Origin of the sequence: Corallococcus macrosporus DSM 14697, assembly GCF_002305895.1 — a bacterium.
Lineage (GTDB): Bacteria > Myxococcota > Myxococcia > Myxococcales > Myxococcaceae > Myxococcus > Myxococcus macrosporus.
The window spans coordinates 4971251-4992242 of record NZ_CP022203.1 but is presented as its reverse complement, the minus strand read 5'-3'; the positions used below and the strand labels follow the sequence as shown (position 1 = coordinate 4992242).

The window sequence follows — 20992 nt, the reverse complement described above, 5'->3', positions numbered from 1 at the left end:
CGTCCACCTGGCTCATCGCGGCTTCTTCGTCAGCGTGAGCACGCGCTTCAAGTCCTTGGCGCTCAGTCGCGCGGCCGGGAAGTCCGAGGCCACGCGGACCGCCGCGGCGGGCTCCGCGCGCTCACGAATCATGGCCCGCAGGTTCGCGTGGAACTCCGCGTTCAGGCGCTCGATGGTCTCCTTGTGGAAGACCTTGGCGCCGAAGGTCCAGTCGAGGCGCAGCCGCTGCCCCGCCTCGACCACGGCGTTGAGCTCGATGCGGTGGGGCCTGGCGGCGCCCGGCGCATGGAGTCGGCCCAGTCCTTCCCTGGCGCGCCCCCGCACCACGCCCTGCGTGGGCACGGCGCCCATCTGCCCGAGGTAGTTGAAGACGATGCCCGCGTTCGGAATGGCGCCGAGCCGCGAACGAATCGACGCATCCGGAGACAGCTCGCGGAGCACGCCGTAACCGATGCCGCCGCGCGGCGTCCGGCGGAGCGCGTCCTTGGCCCGCGCGAGCGTCTCGCGCAGGCTCTCCCGGGCACCCACGTGCAGGCGGAGCGGGAAGAGCGCCGTGAACCAGCCGACGGTGCGGCTCAGGTCCACGTCCTCGAACAGGAACTCGCGGCCGTGTCCCTCCAGGTCGATGCGGACGGTGCTGTTGCCCGTCCATCCCGTGAGCGTCTTGGCGAGCGCGGCGATCAGCGCCTCGTTCACCTTGACGTCATAGGCGGTGGGCACCTCGTTCAGCAGCAACTGCGTCTCCTCGGCCTCCAGCCACGTCACCAGCGTGCCCGCGTCGCGGACCAGGTCCGCCGCCGTGGAGTCATTCAGCGGCAGGTCGTCCGAATCATCCCGGTGCGCGGTGGCGAGCCAGGCATCGAGCTCCGCCCGGGCGTTGGGCGTGGCCGCGTACGCCTCCAGGCGCTTCGCCCAGTGCTGGAACGACGTCGTCTTGGGCGGCAGCCCGACCTGCTGGCCATTGGAGAGCTGGCTGTACGCCGTCAGCAGGTCCTCGATGATGATGCCCCACGACACGGCGTCCACCACCAGGTGGTGGGCCACCAGCGCCAGCCTCGCGGAGTCGCCCCCCAGCTTCAGCAGGGCGGCGCGCATGACCGGCCCCTGGTCCAGCGCCAGGGACTCATGGAGGTCGGCGAGCGCCTCTTCGACATTCTCACTGCCGTCCACGTCCAGCGTGTCCAGGGGAATTCCGCCCAGGGCGTCCCCCTCCACATGGAACTGGGTCCAGGCTCCGCCCTCCTGGCGGTAGCGGAAGCGGAGCGCGTCGTGGTGGCGCTCCACCGCGTCCAGCGCGCCACGCAGCGCGGACAGGTCGAGTTCCGGCGCCACGTCGAGCATCACCGCCATGTTGAAGTGTTGTGGCTCGGACCGGTCCTGGTTGAAGAACCAGTGCTGGATGGGGGTGAGCGGCGCGCTGCCCGTCACCAGGCCCTGCTCGGCGTTGACCACCTGGGCGCTGGAGGCCACGCGCGCCAGCTCGGCGATGGTCTGATGCTCGAAGAGCTGACGCGGTCGCAGCCGGAGGCCCTGCTGGGTGGCGCGGGAGATGATCTGCAGGCCGAGGATGGAGTCTCCGCCCAGCGCGAAGAAGTTGTCGTGGATGCCCACGGACTCCTTCTTGAGGACGGTGGCCCAGATGCTGGCCAGGATCTGCTCCTCCCGGGTCCCCGCGTTGACGAAGGTGGCCGCCGCCTGCGACTGCACGGGGTCCGGCAGCTTCGCGCGGTCCACCTTGCCGCTGGGCGTCAGCGGGAACACGTCCAGCACGACGAAGTGCGCCGGCACCATGTAGCCGGGGAGCTGGCCCATGGCGTGTTCACGCAGGGATGGGACTGTCAGCTCGGTGCCCGGGCGGCTCACCGCATAGGCCGCGAGCTGGCCCTGGTGCACCACGATGACGGACCGCTGGACGGACGGGTGGCTGTCGATGACGGACTCCACCTCGCCCAGCTCGATGCGGTAGCCGCGCAGCTTCACCTGGTCGTCGATGCGGCCCAGGAAGTCGATGGTGCCGTCCGCGCTCCACCGCGTGAGGTCGCCGGTGCGGTAGAGGCGCGCGTCCGGACGGCCGGAGTAGGGGTCCTTGATGAAGCGGGCCCGGGTGAGCTCGTCGAGCCCGTGGTACCCACGCGCGACGGCGACACCGCCCACGTACAGCTCACCCGGGACACCCACGGGCACCTGCCGCTGGCCGGCGTCGAGGATGCGGGCCACCAGGCCCGGCAGGGGCCGGCCGATGGAGGGAACGCCCGTGTCGCCCTGCTGGAGCTCGGCGACGGTCGCGATGACGGTCGTCTCCGTCGGGCCGTACGCGTTGACGAAGCGGCGGGTGTCCGTCGCCCACTTCTTCACCAGCTCCGCGGGGAGCGCCTCTCCGGCCGTGATGAGCACACGGAGGTCGGGGTAGGCGCCCTCCGGCAACGTCGCGAGCGCGGACGGTGACAGCACCACCTGGGTGATGTGCTTGTCCGTGAGCACCGTGGCCAGGGCCTCGCCCACGCGCGCCGTGTCATCCGTGGGCAGCACCAGCCGTGCGCCGCTGGCGAACGCCATCACGATGTCCCAGGCGGAGACGTCGAAGGACAGCGACGCGGCCTGGAGGATGCGGCTGTCCGGACCGAGCCCGAACAGCGGCACCGACGCGGCCGCGAGGTTCGCCACGCCCCGGTGTTCCAGCACCGCGCCCTTCGGCTTCCCCGTCGAGCCCGAGGTGTAGATGACGTAGGCGGCCGAGCTCGCGTCGGGCAGCGCCAGGGGGGACGGCTCTCCGTGCTCCGGCAGGGGCTCGTCCATCCACAGCGTCTGGCCCTTGAAGCCGGGCCGCTCACCCAGGGCGCGCTCGGTGAGCAGGACCTCCGCGCCCGAGTCATCCAGCATGTGCCGCAGGCGCGCCGCGGGGTACTCCGGGTCGAGCGGCACGTACGCGCCGCCGGCCTTCCACACGCCCAGGATGCAGGTGATGAAGTCGACGGACTTCGGCAGGCAGATGGCGGCCCGCTTCTCCCGTCCGAAGCCCCGCGCCACGAGGTGCCGCGCGAGCCGGGTCGCGCGCCGGTCGAGCTCGCCGTAGCTCAGGCGGACGTCGCGGTGCTCCAGGGCGATGGCCTCGGGGGCACGCGCCACCTGCGCCTGGAACAGCTCCACCACGGAGTCGGGCGCGGGCGGCGCGGCGGGGCCCTGCTCCCACTGCGCCACCTGGCTGGCCTCGTCCGCGCCGAGCAGCTCGAACTCGGGAACGCGGCGCTCGGGCGTCCGCACCGCTTCCCGGAGCAGCACCACCAGGTGCTCGGCCATCCGCTCGATGCGGTCGCGGTCGAACAGGTCCGCGCTGTACTCCAGCAGCGCGGACAGGCCATCCGCGGACTCCTGCATGGACAGCGTCAGGTCGAACTTGGCGGTGACGCTGTCCAGCTCCAGGAGCTGCACGTCCAGCCCATCCAGCGCCGGCGGGGAGAAGGGCGCGTTCTGGAGCGCGAACATCACCTGGACCAGGGGCTGACGGCTGAGGCTCCGCTCGGGCGCGGCCACCTCGACCAGCTTCTCGAAGGGCACGTCCTGGTCCGCGTACGCGTCCAGCGCCGTCTTCCGGGCACGCGCCAGCAGCTCCAGGAAGCTGGGGTCTCCGGACAGGTCCATCCGGAGCGCGAGCGTGTTGACGAAGAAGCCAATCAGCGGCTCCGTCGCCGCGCGGTTCCGGTTCGCCACCGGCGAGCCGACGATGAGGTCCTTCTGGCCGCTCAGCCGCGACAGGTACGCGGAGAAGGCCGCCAGCAGCGTCATGTACAGCGTGGCGCCTTCCCGCCGGCTCAGGTCCTTCAGCCGCGCCGTGAGGGCACGGTCCACCGTGAAGCGGACCACGCCGCCCCTGTACGTGGGCGTCTCCGGCCGGGGCCGGTCACTGGGAAGGTTGAGGGCGGTGGGCGCCCCCGCCAGCCGCTGCTTCTGCGCTTCAATGGACTGCGCCAGCGCGCCGTCCCGCAGGAGCTGCCGCTGCCAGAGCGCGAAGTCCGCGTACTGGACCTGGAGGGGCGGCAACGCCAGCTCCCGCTGCGAGCGCAGGGCGTTGTACCCGGCCGCGAGCTCGCGCGCGAGAATGCCCACGGACCAGCCGTCGGAGACGACGTGGTGCATGGTCAACACGAGCACGTGGTCCGCGTCCGAGATGCGGAAGAGCCGCATCCGGAGCAGCGGGCCGCGCTCCAGGTCGAACGGCCGGGACACCTCCAGGCCCACCTGGACCTGCACGCGCTTCAGGAGCTCGGCCTCGGAGCTGCCGGCCGGATGGACCAGGTCCTCGCCAGGCGGAAGCTCGGCCGAGGCGCCAGCGGAGATGGCCTGGTAGGCCTGGGCACCCTCCGCGGGGAAGCACGTGCGGAGGACCTCGTGGCGCTGGACGATGGCGTCCAGGCTCTGGCGCAGGGCTTCGTGGTGCAGGGAGCCGCGCAGCCGGAGGACCAGCGGGATGACGTAGATGGGGGCCTTCGTCTCCTCGATGCGGTCGACAATCCACAGCCGCTCCTGGGAGGAGGACAGCGGAATCCGCTCCGGCCGCTCCATGGGGCCGGTGAAGTCGACGGCGGCGGCGTTGGCGCCCTTGCGCTGCTGCTGCACGGCCGCCACGAGTCCGGCGACGGTGGGGCTTCCGAAGAACGTGCGCAGCGGAAGCTCGACGCCCAGCACGGCGCGGATCCGCGAGACGACCTGCGTCGCCAGCAGGGAGTGGCCGCCCAGGTCGAAGAAGCTGTCATGGACGCCCACGCGCTCCGCGCCGAGCAGCTCGGCGAAGATGCTGGCGAGAATCTCCTCCTCGCCGTTGCGCGGCTCCACGTAGTCCGTCTCCAGGCCTTGCGACACGGCGGGGACGGGCAGGGCGCGACGGTCCACCTTGCCGTTCTCGGTCAGCGGAATCCGGTCGATGACCATGATGCTCGCCGGCACCATGTACTCCGGGAGGTGCGCCTGCGCCCGCTTGCGCAGCTCGCTCTCCATCCGGCGGTCCACGCGGCTGCGGAGCGGGTCGTTCGCGCGCCGCGCTCCGGGAGTCACTTCCGGCGCGCTCCCGAAGAGGGCGACCAGTCCAGTGCCAGGCTCCGAGGCCGGCGTGAAGACGGCGTCGAAGGCGCCATCCGCGCCGCCGCGGGACCAGTCCAGCGCGACGTCGAAGGACAGCTCCTCCGCGAGCTGGTGGAGGGCTTCGGGGTCGATGCCAGGCTCCGGCTCACTGGCCGGCGTCGTGGCGTCACGGTCCAGGACGCGACGGCGGAGCTTTTCGAAGGAGCCGGGCCGCGCGGACGCGCCGTCCGTCACGCTCGCCAGGGACTCCAGGGCGGCCTCGACGCGCGCGTTCCGGATGCCGCGCAGGCCCACGCGCCGCGTGCCGTCCTGGGTCAACCGGGTGCGAAGCTCGGACAGGCTCACGTTGCCCGGGCCCCAGGCCACGTCGGCCGCCGAGGCGGGCGCCGTGTCCAGGTGGAGCAGCACGTCGTAACGGAAGCGCGTCAGCTCGTTCTGGGACGCGCCCCGCTTCGGGCGAATCTCCACGTGCGTGAGGCGGGGGATGCGCTGCTTCAGCGCCCAGAAGAAGTCCGGGGCGAGCACCAGCTCCTCTTCCGCCGCCAGGCGCTGCGCCACGCGGGCCTCGAGCACCTGCGGCTCCAGCGTACCGGAGGCCTGCGCCAGGACGATGGACGCATGGAAGGCCTCAAGCAGCCGGAAGTTGCGCACGTCACCCACGAAGATGACGCCGCCCGTGTCCAGCCGCCGGGACGCGGACTCCAAGGCCCGGGCCAGGTACTCCGCGCTGGGGAAGTACTGGACCACCGAGTTCAACATCACCGCGTCGAAGCGCGCGTCGCCGAAGTCGATGGTGTCGAGCTGGTCCGCCGCCGCGTGGAAGAGCTTCGTGTGCCCCAGGCCCGCCGTCTTCGCGGCGACGCCCCGGAGCATGTTGACCACGACGCCCGAGACGTCCGTGGCCCAGTACGCCTCCGTCGACGGAGCAATCCGCGTGAGGAGCAGGCCGGTGCCGCAGCCGATTTCGAGCACGCGCCGCGGCTTCCGGACCAGAATCTGCTGGACGGTGTGGTCGACCCACTCCTTCATCGCCTCCGCGCTGAGCGGAGCACCGGTGTAGCTGCTGTCCCAGCCCGCGATGTTGAAGCTCGGGTCGAGCTGCGGCTCACTGGCCGAGCGCGCGTAGAGGTCGTCGTAGAGCGCCTTCCACTCGCCGACGTGCGTGTCACCGACGCCGCCGTCCGTGCCGGAGGACAGCAACGTCTCCGCCGCGTTCTCCCTGGGCACGACATACGCGGCGATGCGCCGGTCGTCCGCGCTCCGCTCGTGCGTGGTGACGTAGGCGTCCGCGACCGCCGGGTGCGCGGCCAGCACCGACTGGATTTCCCCCAGCTCGATGCGGAAGCCGCGAATCTTCACCTGGTCGTCGATGCGGCCCAGGTACGTGAAGCCTCCATCCGGAAGGCGGATGGCCAGGTCTCCCGACCGGTAGAGCCGCTTGCCGGGCGCAGCGGGGGCCTCGATGAAGCGCTGGGCCGTCAGCTCGGGGCGCTTCAGGTAGCCGCGCGCGACACCCGCGCCGCCGACGAACATCTCGCCCGGGACACCGGTGGGCACGGGCTGGCCGTGCTCGTCGAGCAGGTGCAGCTCCAGGTCCGGGAGCGGGCGTCCAATGGGGCTCGCGGCGGACGTGAGGTCCGCCCGCGTCACCCGGTAGTACGTGACATGCACCGTGGTCTCGGTGATGCCGTACATGTTGATGAGGCGCGTGGGCTCGTCCCCGTACTTCTCGAACCAGGGGCGGACGGTGGCGGCGTCGAGCGCCTCACCGCCGAAGATGATCCACTTGAGGCTCTGGCCGCCCTGGCCATCCGCGATGGAGGGCGCCCGCGTCAGCGCGCGGAACGCGGAGGGCGTCTGGTTGAGGACCGTCACGCCTTCACGGGCGATCAGCTCGCCAAAGGCCTCGGGGGCCCGCGTCATCCAGTGGGGCACGACGACCAGGCGCCCGCCGTACAGCAGCGGCCCCCAGAGCTCCCAGACGGAGAAGTCGAACGCGGCCGAGTGGAACAGCGTCCACACGTCATCCGCGCCAAAGTCGAAGAGCGGCTCCGACGTGGTGAACAGGCGCGTGGCGTTGGCGTGGGTGACGATGACGCCCTTGGGCCGTCCCGTCGAACCCGACGTGTAGATGACGTAGGCGGCGTTGTCCGGCGTGACGCCCGGCGCCGGGTTCGGCGACCGGCGGCCGTCCTTCCAGTCGAGCGTGTCGACGAAGACGGTGGCCACCTTCTGCGTGGGAAGCTCCCCGGTGCGCGCGGACTCGGTCACCAGGGCGGTGACCTCCGCGTCCTCCAGGATGAGCGCCAGGCGGTCCTTGGGGCTGGCGGGGTCCAGCGGCACGTAGGCGCCGCCCGCCTTGAGCACGCCCAGGATGGAGACGACCAGCTCCGCGCTCCGGTCCACGCAGATGCCCACGAGGGACTCGGGGCCCACGCCGTGGTCGCGCAGCGCGTGCGCCAGGACATTGGCCCGGGCGTTCAGCTCCGCGTAGCTGAGCTGCGTCTCTCCGAAGCTCAGGGCCACGGCCTCCGGGCTGCGCGCGGCCTGCGCCTCGAACCAGCCGGAGAGGGTGCGGGGCGCCGTGGGCTCCGGCGTGGCCTGGACGCGCGGGTCCACCGCGGGCGTCGCGGCCCCGGCCGGAATCGCCAGGGACAGCCGGGCCACCGGCGCGTCGGGCGCGCGGACCATCTCCTCGATGAGCTTCTCGAAGTAGCCGCGCCACAGGGCGACGGTGTCGTCGTTGAACAGCGCGCGGTTGAAGCGCAGGACGCCGGAGAAGGCGCCGCGCGTCTCCCACAGCTCCAGCGTGAGGTCGAACTGGGACTCCAGCTCCTGGATGGGGAAGGGCTCCAGCTCCAGGTGTCCCCATTGGACGCGGGTGTCCTCGTCCGGCGTGGCCCACAGGGCCATGCCGCCGCCACCCTCACGCGACGCGTGCAGGACGATGGAAGCCTGGAAGAGGGGCGACACGCCCGGACGGCGCTCGATGCCCAGCCGCTCCACGAGCGAGGCGAAGGGGAAGTCCTGGTGCGCGAGCGCTTCGTGCACCACGGTGCGCATCCGGCTCAGCAGCGTCCGGGTGGACGGCGCACCGGAGAGGTCCGCGCGCAGCGCCACGGCATTGGCGAAGTAGCCCACCACGTCGTGGAAGCTCGTGCCGGGCCGGCCCGCGGTGGGCGAGCCAATCACGACGTCCTCCTGCCGCGCCAGGCGCCCCAGCAGGGCGGCATAGGCGGACGCGAACACGACGAAGGGCGTGGCCTCGGCGCTCTGCGCGAGCGTCTTGAGGCGCGCCGTCAGCTCCGGGGTGAGGCGGAAGGGGATGGCGCCGCTCCGGTTCGCGGTCACCGCGGAGCGGCTGCGGTCCGCGGGGAGCGCGAGCACGGGCAGCTCACCGGCCAGCTTCTTCTGCCAGTAGTCCCAGTGGGCCCGCCCCGCGGCCCCGGCCACCGTCTCCGCCTGCTGCGCGACGAACGCGGCGTAGCTGCCCGTGACGGGCGCCAGGGTGGACGCCTCGCCGCGCGCGAGCGTCTGGTAGAGCTGGTTGAACTCCTGCTGGAGGATTCCCGCGGACCACCCGTCGTAGACGATGTGGTGCACGGTCATCAGGAGGACGTGGTCCTCGGCGCCCACGGAGAAGAGGTGGCCCCGCAGCAGCGGCCCCTTCTCCAGGGAGAACGGCTGACGGTACGCGAGGGCGACCTCGGCCTGGAGCCGCTCGGGGCTCCAGCCGTGCGCGTCCACGTGGGTGAAGTGCGGCTCCAGCGTGGGGTGGCTCGTCTGGACGAGCTGGCCCTCCGCGGTCGACGCGAACGTGGTGCGCAGGGCGGCGTGGCGCTCGGCGAGCGTGCCGAAGGCGCGCTTCAACGCGGCCACATTGATGGCCGAGCGGATGCGCAGCGCGAACGGCGTGTTGTACGCCGCGCTCTCCGGGTCCTGCTGGTGCAGGAGCCACAGCGCCTTCTGACCGGACGCGAGCGGGAAGATGCGGGGCGCCGCCTTCCCGGACTTCGCCATCAGCTCGGCGAGCAGCTTGCGCTTCTCCTCGAGCGAGAGGCCCTTCATGGTGTCAGCCGGGGTGCTCATGCCGTCTCCCTCTCCTGCGCCGTCTGCGCGGCGAGCATGGCCTGGAGGATGGAGTCCAGCTCGCTCTCCGACATGCTGTTCACCTGCTGCTCGATTTCGGCCTCCTCCGTCACGGGCGCCTTCGCGGGCGCCTCCGCGGCGGCGGGGCCGTCGAACTTCGACGAGAGGCTGGTGGCCACCTCCACCAGGCTCCCCGCGCGCAGCAGCTCCAGCGCGGGAATCTCGATGCCCAGGGCCTCACGGATGGTCCGTTGGACCTGCATCGACAGCAGCGAGTCCACGCCCAGCAGCGAGAGGGGCTTCCGCGGCTCCACCCGCTCCATGGGAATCTGGAGGATGCTGGCGAGCCGCTCGACGAGGAACTTCTCCAGCTCCGGCTGCCGGGCCTCGGACGGGAGCTGCGCCAGGTGGCCGCGCAGCTGCTCCGCCTCGCTCTGGCCGCCGCCCTGCGCGCTGCCCAGCAGGTGGGACGTCCGGGCGGACTTGCCCAGGTGCGGGGCGGCGCGGCCCAGCTTGGCCCACTGGACGTCGAAGAGGCCGAGCTGCGGCGTGTGGAGGCGCAGCACCCGCTTGAGCGCGGTCAGCACGGTGGCGGGCGCCATCGGGTTGAGGCCCAGCGATTCGAGGTACGTGCGCACCGCCTCGTCCTGGGCCATGCCGAACCCACCCAGCACGCCCCAGTGGATGCTGATGGCCGCCAGGCCCCTCGCCGCCCGGTGCTCCGCCAGCGCGTCCAGGTAGCTGTTCGCCGCCACGTAGTTGCCCTGGCGCGGGTTGCCAATCAGCGCGGCGACGGACGAGAACAGGACGAAGACGTCCAGCGGGCGGTCCTTCGTCAGCTCGTGGAGGACCCACGCGCCTCCTGCCTTGGGCACCATGACGCGCTGGATGCGCTCCAGGTTCAGGTCGGGGAGCGGCGCGTCGTCGAGCACGGCCGCCGTGTGCAGCACGCCCTTGAGGGGCGGGTGCGTGGCGTCGAGGCGCGCGAACAGGGCCTTCATGTCGTCCAGGTTGCTGACGTCCGCGGCGGCCGGGGTGACGCGCGCGCCCGCGGCTTCCAGGTCCTGCACCAACTGCCTGGCCTCCGGCGTGGAGGCGCCCTTGCGGCCCGTGAGGACCAGGTGCCGCGCGCCCTCCGCGACCATCCAGCGGGCCAGGGCGAGGCCGAAGCCGCCGAAGCCGCCGGTGACGAGGTAGGTCGCGTTCGCGTCGAAGAGGGGCTCGTCCGCCGCTGGCGCGAGGGCCAGCCGCTCACCGTCGGTGAACGTCAGCGTGAGGCGGGCCAGGCCCCGCGCTTGGGCATGCTCGGCCAGCCAGCCCGGCGCTTCCGCCGCGCGGGTGACGGACCAGGACTCGGCGGGCAGCGCCGGCAGCGTCTGGAACCGGCCGAGGACGGACTGGAGCCGCGCGGCGACGTCCCGGGGACGCTGGCGCAGCATGGCCGCCAGGTCCACGCGAGCGCAGGCCGCGCCGCGAGGCCAGGCGGTGGCGAAGAGCCCCTCCGCCGCGGCGAGCGGACCCGCGTCCACGAAGCGGCCGAACGTCCCGAGCACGCTGGTGATGGTGGGGTCCGCGTCGCACGACGCGTTCACCAGCAGGTCCACGCCCGCGCCGTCCGTCCACGCGAGAACCTCCTCGGGCAGGGAAGGCGAGCGCCGGTCGAAGACGCGGACGCCTTCGGGCGCCTGCTGCGTCCCGGTGTCCAGGACGATGGCCGTCCGGCCCCCTGCGGCGCGGCCGAGCTCGACGAGCGCGGTCCCCACGCCACCGGCATCCCCGATGACGAGGAGGCGCTCGGAGGGCTGGAGGTGGCCATGCGCGTGGATCGCGTACTCCGCGCCGATGAAGGGCAGCAGCCGCCCCTGCGAGGTGCCGGCGCTGACGAAGTCCCTGTCCAGCCGCAGCACCGCGTGCGTCCCCACCCCGGGCGCCTCTTGCGCGACCAGCGCCTGCACCGCCTGGCCCGGCGTGAAGCCCGGGGTGGACTCGCCCACCGCGATGACGACGCCGCCCACCTCCAGCGGCCAGTGCGTGTCGGACGCGCGCCGGCCCTGGGTCGCCGCCGCGCGGGTCAGCGTTACGTGCGTCACCCGGATTTCAAGCTCGCCCCGGCCGGGCTGCTTGCGCGTGGCGCGCCTGGGGCGGCGCTCCGCGCCGTCGAGCGCAATCTCGAACACCTGCTCCGCGCCCACGGGCGCGGGCGTGCCCTTCGTCTGGGCCTCCCACTCCGGCAGCGGCTTCGCGGTGAGGCGCCGGACGAACCGGCGGGTGTCGCGCAGCGCGACCTCCTCTTCCTTCGTGTCCGCCAGGAGCTCGTGCGCCAGCCGCTCGACCAGCGCCTGCTGCGACGCCGAGGCGTCCCGGGGCAGGTCGATGGAGCGGGTCCGCAGGTGCGGGAACTCCGCGGGGACGACGCGCGCGAAGCCAATCAACGCCGCGGCGGACAGCGCGTCCAGGCAGTCCCCTGGCACGGCCCGCTGCGCGTCTCGCGTGACGACGCGCAGCGACGCGCCGTCACCCGGGGCCAGCGCCAGCACCACGTCGAGCAGTGACTGGACGTCATCCGACGCGTTGCCCGCTTGCGCGTCCAGCCCGTAGAGGTAGGCCACGTGCTGGACGCGGACGCGGCCCACGGCCTCCACGACGGCGCGGACATCCGCCGCGTTCCCGGGGCGAATCTGGAACCGGTGGTCCGACTCACGGACGAACGCCTCGCCCCGCGTCACCATGACGATGTCCTGGACGCCGCCGCGCTCGAAGACAGGCGCGAGCCCGGCGCCGATGCCGCCCTGGTCGGCGAACACCAGCCACGTCCCGCTGCCCTTCGCGGGCATCTCGTCGGCGGTGGCCTCGAAGGCATGCGCGTAGGTCCAGTCGTAGAACGCCGGCCTGGGGGCGGACTCCTCGCGGTTCGCGAGCGCGGCGCACTCGACGCCCGTCAGCCGCGCGGACACCCGGCCCTCGCCGTCCACCAGCGTGAGGTCGCACTCGAGCGTGTTGGCCGTGCGCGCGCGGATGCGCGCGTGGCACCACAGCGGTGCGTCCGGCGCGGGCGGCTGGGAGAGCTGCACGCTCCGGCAACCCATGGGCAGGTAGAGCCGCGCGTCGTCCTCGGGGAGCCAGGACACCATCGCCTGGAGGCACGGGTCCAGCCACACCGGGTCCAACTGCATGTGCGGGTCCGCGGTGATGCGCTCCACCTCCGATTCCGGCAGGACGATTTCGGCCAGCAGCTCCGTGTCGCTCCGGCGCAGCGAGCGGATGCCCCGCAGGCGCGGCCCGTACTCGAGCCCCCGCGACGCCAGCATCTGGTACAGCGCCTCGGTGTCGAGCGGCGCCTCCGCGTGGATGCCGAGCTCGCTCACCCGGACGTGCGTCGCCGCCGGCGTCTGGACGTCGCGGCGGATGCGCGCGGTGGCGTGCCGGGTCCAGGACGTGCGGTTGTCGCGCGGGCGGCTGTAGATGGTCACCGTCTGGGCCGCCTCGTCATAGGTGGTCCGGACGACGGGCTCGTCATGCCCCATGACGACGAGCGCGTTCTCGAAGCGCACCTCCTCCAGCGCGTGAGGCTCGGCGAGCCCCATGGCGCGGCGCACGGCCAGCGCCAGCTCGACGTAGGTGGCGCCGGGGACGACCAGCGAGCCCCGGACGCGGTGGTCCTGGAGGCAGGGCAGGAAGCGCGCGTTCAGCCCGCGCTCCCAGGCGGGGAGGGGCGAGGGGACGCGGGGCCCGAGCAGGGAGTGCTCATCCGAGCCGCGGCGGTCCGTGAGGGCCTCCTCGGACTCGTGCCAGTGCTTCTCGCGCTGCCAGGGGTAGGTGGGCAGCGGCGTGTAGCGCGAGCCCTGGGGATAGAGGCTGCTCCACTTGACGGGGATGCCCGCGACGTAGAGCTCGGCCAGGGCCTTGGTGAAGGTCTTCTGCTCGGGCTCCTGCCGCCGCAGGGAGGTGAGGACGCGGCCCTCGACGCGGGCCTCCGCGCAGCACTCCTTGATGGACGCCAGCAGCACGGGGTGGGGCCCCAGCTCGATGAAGAGCCGGTAGCCGTCCTTCAGCAACTGCCCCGCAGCCTTCGCGAAGAGCGTGGGCTCGCGGATGTTGTCGCACCAGTATTCCGCGTCGTACGAGACGCCCTCCACGCGGCCACCCGTGACGGTGGAGTACGTGGGCAGGTGCCCGGCGGAGGGCTGGAGCGAGGCCAGACAGCGGCGCAGCTCCGGCTTGAGGCCCTCCATGGCGGGGCTGTGGTAGGGCACCTCGACCTTCAGGATGCGCTGGAAGACGCCGCGCGCCTCCAGCTCCGCGGCAATCTCCTCGATGGCCTTCGCGTCACCCGACAGCGTCACCCCGTTGGGGCCGTTGATGGCGGCGATGGACACCAGCGCCTCGCGCCCCCGGATGGCGGCGCGCGCGCCTTCCTCGGAGAGCCCCACGGCCGCCATCTTCCCCAGGCCCGCGGCCTTCGCCTGGATGCGGCTGCGCTCGTAGATGACGAGCATGGCCTGCTCCAGCGTGAAGCGGCCGGCGGCATACGCCGACGCGACCTCGCCCGCGCTGTGGCCAATCACCGCCGCCGGCTCGATGCCCGCGCGGCGCCACAGCTCCAGCAGGCCAAGCTGGAGGAACGTGTTCGCCGGCTGCGCGATGTCCGCCCGGGCCATGTTGGAGGACTGCTCGTCCGCGAGCATCTGCTCCAGCAGCGACCAGCCCGAAAGCCGCTGGAAGATGGCGTCGCAGCGCTCCAGGGTGGCGCGGAACAGCGCGTCCTGGGCGTACAGCTCCCGGCCCATGGCCCACCACTGGGGCCCCATGCCGGTGAACACGAAGACGGGCCGGGCCTCCGCCGCCTGGAGCGTCCGGCCGGAGGCGCCCAGCTCGGCGGGGTTGCCCGCCGCGAAGGACGACAGCCGCGTGGCCAGGTCCGCCACGTCCTCCGTCGCCAGCAGCGCCAGCCGGTGCTCGTGGTGCGCGCGGCGCGTGGCCGCGGAGAAGCAGACGTCCGACAGCGGGGCGGCCGCCGGCGCCGCCAGGAGGTCCGCGTAGGACCGGGCCAGCGCGCGCAGCGCCTCGGGGCTCCTCGCGGAGAGGGGGAGCAGCAGCGGGGCCGCGGCCTCGTCGGCGCGCGCCCGCGGCTCGGCGGGCGGCGCCTGCTCGATGACGCAGTGGGCGTTGGTGCCGCCGTAGCCGAAGGAGTTCACGCCCATCCGCAGGGGCTCGTCCTTCCGGGGCGCCAGCGCCTCGAGGGCGCGGGGGATGCGGAGGCCCAGCGTGTCGAAGGGGATGGCCGGGTTGAGGTCGCGCAGGTTGGCCTGCGGCGGGAGCTGGCGGTGCTGCAAGCACAGGCTCGCCTTGATGAGGCCGGCCACGCCGGCCGCGGCCTCCAGGTGGCCGATGTTCGCCTTGAGCGAGCCCACCCACGGGCCCTGCCCGTCCGCCCGCTTGGAGACGGCGCCCAGGCCGCCCAGCTCCGCCGGGTCTCCCACCGCCGTGCCCGTGCCGTGGGCCTCGAAGGCGTGGATGTCGGTGGGGTCCAGGGCCGCGCTGGAGCACACGCGGCGAATCAGCGCCTCCTGCGCGCTGGAGCTCGGCGCCGTCATGGACTCGCTGTGGCCGTCCTGGTTGACGCCCGTGCCCCGGATGATGGCGTAGATGCGGTCCTGGTCGCGGACCGCGTCGGCGAGCCGCTTGAGCACCACGAGGCCGGCGCCTTCACCCCGGCCGTAGCCGTCCGCGCGCGTATCGAAGCTCTTGGAGTACCCGTCCGCCGACAGGAACTTGCCCTTGCTCATGGCCACGAAGATTTCGGGCCGGAACATGACGTTGACGCCGCCAGCCAGCGCGAGCGACGTGGCGCCGCTGCGCAGGTCCTGGCACGCCAGGTGGACGGCGACCATCGACGAGGAGCACGCCGTGTCCAGGGAGATGCTCGGCCCCCGGAAGTCGAACATGTATGACAGCCGGTTGGAGAGCACCGTCATCGTCGAGCCCACCGCCGTATGCGCCCCGATGAGCTCGCGGTTCATCGGCCCCATGTGCGTGAGCATGCTGTCGAGCATGAACCCGCCGACGTAGACGCCCGTGGGGCTGCCCGCGAGCCCGTCCGCCGGAAGGCCCGCGTCCTCCAGGCTCTCCCAGGCCACCTCCGCGAGCAGGCGCTGCTGGGGGTCCAACGTCGCCGCCTCGCGCGGGGAGATGGAGAAGAAGGCCGCGTCGAACGTGTCGATGGCCTCCCGCAGGAAGCCGCCGTGCCGCACGTACGTCTTGCCTGGCTTGTCGGGGTCCGGGTCGTAATACCGCCGGTGGTCCCAGCGCTCCTTGGGGACCTCGACGATGGCGCAGCGGCCCTGGGTGAGCAGCTCCCAGAGGTGGCGTGGCGACTGCGCACCCCCTGGAAAGCGGCAGCCGATGCCAATGATTGCGATGGGGTCTTGCACACGATTGGACACAGCGCTCATGGTTGTAAACCTACGTCGGCAACGGATTGCCCGTAAAGCAAAGGTTGTATTCTCAGCAGTCGAGAGCGGTTGTGAATGAATGGGTTACAACCCGGTGTCACAAGCTCGTGCCCTGTGAGACACGACGTTTCAAGTAGGTGATGAAACGTTCATGTTCGGGTTTCTTCGCCATTTCTTGATACGACTGTCACGTGGGGCTCCCCCTCTGTCTGGCGCCCGGGCACATCCTCTCAGCCCTGTCTGACACCTGCGAGGCTTCTTCGTGTCCCGTACCGCGTCTCCCATTCACGTCTTTCGTCACGAATCGGCGCACGGCCGCTGGGAGATGGTGTCGGGGACGCCTGACACACGGCTGCGGGGCGTGGTGCAGGGCCCTTACTGGGGATACGACGAACGGACGCCTGGGCCCATGCGCCGCCGCGAGCTGCCATTGCCGCAGGTGGTGCTCATCATCGAGTTCGGCCCGCCGCTTCAGATTCTCAATCCCAGAGATTCCAGTGTCGCCGCACGGCATCCGGATGGTTTTGTCGCCGGATTGGATGATTCATTCTCGCTGACTGAGACAACGGGGGTGATGCGCGGCCTCCAGGTCAACTTCACGCCGCTGGGGGCGCGGCGGTTCTTCGGCGTGCCGTTGAAGGGGCTGGCCCGGCGCGTGGTGGGCCTGGGTGATGTCCTGGGCCCCGAGGCCTCACGGCTGACCGAGCAGCTCCACGAGGCCCCTGGTTGGGCGGCCCGCTTCGCGCTGCTCGACCGGTTCCTGCTGAAGCGCCTCCAGGCGGCGCGCGCCATCACGGCGTGTGTCCCGTGGGCGTGGGAGCGGCTGCTCGCGAGCGGGGGCGCGGTGGAGATTGGCGCGCTGGCGGAGGAGCTGGGCTACAGCCAGAAGCACCTCATCGCCTGCTTCAACGAAGAGCTGGGGTTGCCGCCCAAGCTGCTGTCGCGGTTGCTGCGCTTCGGCCAGGTCATCGAGAAGCTGAAGGCAGGGTCGTTCCAGGGGAGCTGGGCCGAGCTGGCCCTGGCGCAGGGGTATTACGATCAGTCGCACTTCAACCGCGACTTCCGTCAGTTCGCGGGTTTGACGCCCCGGGAGTACGTCCGGCTCCAGTTGCCGGAGCGTGGCGGTCTGCGCGACGGCTGAGCCCGACGTTGGCGAGTCAAACTCTCTCGCTTCACCTGCTTTCCCGGGACGCTTGACTCCCCTAGGGTGCCGCGCCACCGATGCCGACCGACGTCACTGTCCAATCAACGTTGTTCGAGTCCCTGGTCCGCCTGTCGCGTCCCGACGCGAAGCTCCAGGCCGAGTTCCTGGCCGCGGGCTACGACATGGACAAGCCCCGCGCCAGCTATCCGGCGGCCGTGTTCGCCGGCTGCCAGGAGGCGACGGTGCGCCACCGCTACGCGGGCCTGGACCGCGAGGCCGCGTACCGGACGCTGGGCCGGGAGCTGGTGCGCAGCTACTTCGACACCCTGGTGGGCAAGGTGGTGGGCATCGCGTTGAAGGTGGCGGGGCCCGAGCGCGCCATGAAGCGCGTGTCCCTGAGCTTCAGCTCGGTGTTCTCCCCGGTGGACATCCAGGTGGAGGCCCTGGGCCCGGCGGACTGGCGCGTCCGCTTCCGGGGCTACCCGTTCCCCGCCGAGGCCGCCGCGGGCACCTGTGAAGGGGCCCTGCGGCAGGCCGGCGCCACCGAGCCCCAGGCGGTGGTGGAGCGCTACGAGCCGCCGGACGGCTTCGACCTGCGCATCCGCTGGCGCTGACGCCGTCAGGGCGAGGACGGGCCCCCCAGCGCCAGCGCGTCCGCGACGGTGGGCGCCGTCACGTTGTCCGTGGACGTGCGGTCGATGAGCACGTTGAGCGGATCGATGCCCACCTGGAAGGGCTTCACGGGGACGGTGAAGGTGAGCTCCGACTCGCCCTTCGTCACGCGGCGCTTCTCCAGGAAGAGGGCGTTGCCCTGCTCGTCGAGCGCGCCCACGTCCACCCAGTCGTTGAAGTCCACCTCCTGCTGCTCGCCCTTCTCGTCGGCCCGGTACTTCTTCGCCAGCACCTTGAGGGTGACATCCCAGGTGCCCTGCTCGTTCTGGCGGACCTGCGCGGACAGCGCCCGGTTGTCGTAGAGGGTGATGTTCTCGAACAGGTCGTCGATGAGGTACTGGAACTCCGGCGGCGTCTCCTCTCGGAGGAAGCCCAGCAGCTCCGTGCTGCCGGTGTACGGCGGGCCCTGGAAGCGGACCTTCTCCACGTAGCGGCGCAGGGCGCGGTTCACCCGCGCCTCGCCAATGAAGTCCTGCAGCGCGTACATCACCAGGCTGCCCTTCTGGTAGTGGATGTAGGCCTGGTTCTCCACCCGCGCCAGCGGCACCTCCTTCTTGGATTCGAAGGCGCGCCCGGCCAGGTAGCGGTCCAGCTCGAACTTGAGGAAGCGCTTCATCTTCTTCGGCCCGTAGCGCTGCTTCATCACCATCAACGCGGCGTACTGCGACAGGGTCTCCGACGTCATCGTGGCGCCCTGCGCGCGCGCGCCCACCACCTGGTGCGCCCACCACTGGTGCGCAATCTCGTGCGCGGTGACGTAGTAGGGGTAGTCCACGTCATCGGCGCGGCCGTCCTCCACGCGGGCGATGAAGCCCATGGCCTCCGAGTACGGGATCGTGTTCGGGAAGGACTGGGCGAAGGCCGCGTAGCGGGGGAACTCCAGGATGCGCGCCTGGCGGTGCTGGTACGGCCCGAAGTGCTCGCTGCAGTACGCCAGCGTGTCCTTCATGCCGCGCATCATCCGGTCCAACGCGAAGGTGTGCGTGGGGTGGTGGTAGATCTCCAGCTTCACGTCGCGCCACGTGTCGCGCATCACCGCGTAGCGCGCGGACAGCACGGAGAAGAAGTTGAGGATGGGCTGGTCCATCCGGTAGCGGAAGAAGCGGCGCTCGCCCTCCACCCACTCCCTCTCCAGGTAGCCCGGCGCGATGGCGACCTGGTCCTTCGTCGTGCTCACCGTGGCCTGGAAGGAGATGAAGTCCGAGTCCTGCCGGATGTAGTTGTCCTGCTTCGCCTTCGGGTCGTCCCGGTCCGGCAGGCGCTCGCGCGGCGGCAGGTCGTAGTCCTCGCGGTCCCGGTCATCCGCCAGCTCCAGGTCCTTCACGTAGCCCAGCACCGGCAGGTTCGTGTTGCTGAAGAAGGTGCCGTTGCGCACGATGTCCGTGCGCGCCCCGCCGTGCTTGAAGCCCCGGGTGCGGAACTCCAGGTCGAACACGACGGCGGACTCCGCGCCCGGCGCCAGCGGCCTGGGCAGCTCGTAGACGTAGATGCCGAGCGCCTCGTCATGCACCACGGGCCGCGTCACGCCCGCCAGGGACAGGCCGCGCACGCGGGCGTCGTCCGGCAGGCTGAGCATCACCTTGGAGATGGGCACGTCCGTCTTGTTGCGGATGCGGTAGCTGCCCAGCGCCTGCAGGCGCAGCGCCTCCGGATGGATGTGGAACGTGACGTCGGCGGCGGTGATGCGCGGGTGGGGCAGGGCGGCGTAGGCCGCGTACTCCTTTTCGTAGCGGGCCTGCTGCCGCTCCCGGTCCTTCCGCGTGATGTACGGGTTGAGGACGTGGGTGTTGTAGAAGATGAACGCGCCCGCGCCCACGAAGACGCAGAGCGACACCGCCGCGGCCACCGTCCACGCGACGGTGCGCCGCGCCCGGGCCGCCGCCCAGCGCTGCTTCCAGCGTGACTCCCGTCCCCGGACGGACAGCAGGTAGCCCGCGGCCACGAGCAGCGCGGCCAGCCCGTACCAGTACACCCGGTGCCACACGAGCGCGGGGATGTTGCTGCCGTAGCGGTTCAGGTCGGAGAAGCGGAGGGGGGGCTCGGAGCCGTAGCGCACCAGGGCGTCCTCCACGCCCATCAGGCCCAGCGCGGCCTGGAGGACGAAGTAGAGCACCATCACCAGGTACGCCAGGTACTTCTGGTGGATGAGCACCTGCGCGAAGAACGCCAGCACGCACAGGAGCGCGTCGTGCGGGAAGTCCAGCAGGAAGAGCTGCGTGGCGTAGAGGTCCCACTCGATGGCGAAGTAGCCGCGCAGCACCTGGGAGAGGAGCGCGGAGAGCAGCGCCACGGCCTTGAGCGAGAAGGCCACCAGCAGCAGCGCCCCCAGCTTCGCGCCATAGGTGACCCAGGACGGCACGCGCGTGGCGTCCACGATGTCCGCCAGGCCCGCGTCGCGCTCCTTCCACACCAGCTCGCCCGCGTAGAAGGTGATGGTGATGAGCAGGAAGGGCTGGAAGGTGCGCGTGGCCGTCTCCAGCACCTGCCACGTCACGGGCCACGTGGCGGTGCCGAACATCTGCTTGGAGACGGAGATGCCCAGGGTCCCCATGGCCAGCGCGGCCACCACGAAGGACCAGAACACCGGCGAGCGGACGATGTCGCGGTACGCCAGCCACGCGGCGCCAAGGGCCGTGCGCAGCCAGCTCCCCGCCGTGGGCGCCGCCACGGTGGTGGGGATGGCGACCGGGGCGGCGTGCTCCGTCTCCTTGCGCGCGCCGCGCCCCCGCTGCTCCTCCACGGTGGTGCGGAAGCGCAGCACGGCCAGCCCCAGCAGCAGCGCGCCCGCCGCGGTCCACAACAGCCGGTTGGCGAGCAGCAGCCCGGAGAACGGGAGGTGGTCCCGGTTGCGCTCGGCCGCCGTCCAGTAGCGGGTCGCGTTCTCGAAGGTGAGGAAGCCGAACGGGTCTAGCAGCGACGCCAGGTCCTGGTGCTGCACGTCGGACATGGCGGCGCTGAGGACCAGGTAGCCCATCACCAGCACCACCACGCCCACGTAGACGGGGGCCATGCGCCGGGTGAGCGCGGCCAGGGAGAAGAAGACGGCGCCCGCGAAGAAGAGCGTGGGCCACACGCCGATGACGTAGGGCCACAGGTACGAGGTGAGCTGGAACGGGGCGAGCCGCTCCGCGTCCACCAGCCACACGCCCGCGGCGCCCACCAGCAACCCGGGGATGATGGCCAGCATCAGCACCGCGCTGAAGAGGTACGCGCCCAGGAAGCGGCCGAGCAGGTACGGGCCCTTCTTCACGTTCTTGGTGAAGATGAGCATCCACGTGTTGTGGCCGAAGTCCTGGTAGGCGGCCTGGCCGAAGACGGCGGCCACCATGAAGAGGCCGAAGTAGGCCAGGCTGGTGGTGAAGCTGAAGACGGTGTGCGGGCTGTTGACGCGGACCAGCTCCGGGCCGGACGCCACGGCGAAGCCCTTGAACACGGCGCCAATCGCCAGCGTCATCAACGCGGCGGCGGCGGCCAGCACCAGGGCGTAGACCCAGGTGGAGAGCATCTTCAGCCGGCGCCGCAATTCGAAGGTCAGGAGGGCGGAGAACATGGCGGGCCC

General features: G+C 71.5%; 5 protein-coding genes. 2 read left to right on the top strand and 3 right to left on the bottom strand.

Annotated features, from left to right (window positions below):
- Window positions 1-12: 12 nt before the first annotated feature.
- Together MYMAC_RS20180 and MYMAC_RS20175 are read right to left on the bottom strand one after the other, a co-directional pair.
- Entirely contained in the window at window positions 13-9165 is a 9153-nt protein-coding gene (locus tag MYMAC_RS20180) for a non-ribosomal peptide synthetase (RefSeq protein WP_095959260.1), read from the bottom strand.
- Window positions 9162-15617 carry a type I polyketide synthase gene (locus tag MYMAC_RS20175; RefSeq protein WP_204816837.1) on the bottom strand — a complete coding sequence of 2152 codons (6456 nt, stop codon included), beginning with the start codon at window positions 15615-15617 and terminating at the stop codon, window positions 9162-9164. Before MYMAC_RS20175 ends, MYMAC_RS20180 begins: the two co-directional genes overlap by 4 nt.
- Before the next feature lie 325 nt (window positions 15618-15942).
- On the opposite strand from MYMAC_RS20175, the gene MYMAC_RS20170 reads away from it, so the two are divergent.
- Window positions 15943-16758 carry a helix-turn-helix domain-containing protein gene (locus MYMAC_RS20170; RefSeq protein ID WP_095959258.1) on the top strand — a complete coding sequence of 272 codons (816 nt, stop codon included), beginning with the start codon at window positions 15943-15945 and terminating at the stop codon, window positions 16756-16758.
- A gap of 80 nt (window positions 16759-16838) precedes the next feature.
- The gene (locus MYMAC_RS20165) at window positions 16839-17375 is read left to right on the top strand and encodes a DUF2378 family protein (RefSeq protein WP_043711442.1); all 537 of its coding nucleotides are present in this window, start codon (window positions 16839-16841) and stop codon (window positions 17373-17375) included.
- 5 nt (window positions 17376-17380) lie between these two features.
- On the opposite strand, the gene MYMAC_RS20160 is transcribed toward MYMAC_RS20165, so the two are convergent.
- A complete protein-coding gene (locus MYMAC_RS20160) occupies window positions 17381-20983 on the bottom strand; it encodes an ABC transporter permease/M1 family aminopeptidase (RefSeq protein WP_095959257.1) in 3603 nt (1200 codons plus the stop codon).
- Window positions 20984-20992 lie beyond the last annotated feature (9 nt).

Bases quoted from the DNA above. Each gene is read 5' to 3' on its own strand.
- MYMAC_RS20175 (WP_204816837.1), bottom strand. From the start codon at position 15,617: ATGAGCGCTGTGTCCAATCGTGTGCAAGACCCCATCGCAATCATTGGC.
- MYMAC_RS20160 (WP_095959257.1), bottom strand. From the start codon at position 20,983: ATGTTCTCCGCCCTCCTGACCTTCGAATTGCGGCGCCGGCTGAAGATG.
- MYMAC_RS20180 (WP_095959260.1), bottom strand. From the start codon at position 9,165: ATGAGCACCCCGGCTGACACCATGAAGGGCCTCTCGCTCGAGGAGAAG.
- MYMAC_RS20170 (WP_095959258.1), top strand. From the start codon at position 15,943: ATGGTGTCGGGGACGCCTGACACACGGCTGCGGGGCGTGGTGCAGGGC.
- MYMAC_RS20165 (WP_043711442.1), top strand. From the start codon at position 16,839: ATGCCGACCGACGTCACTGTCCAATCAACGTTGTTCGAGTCCCTGGTC.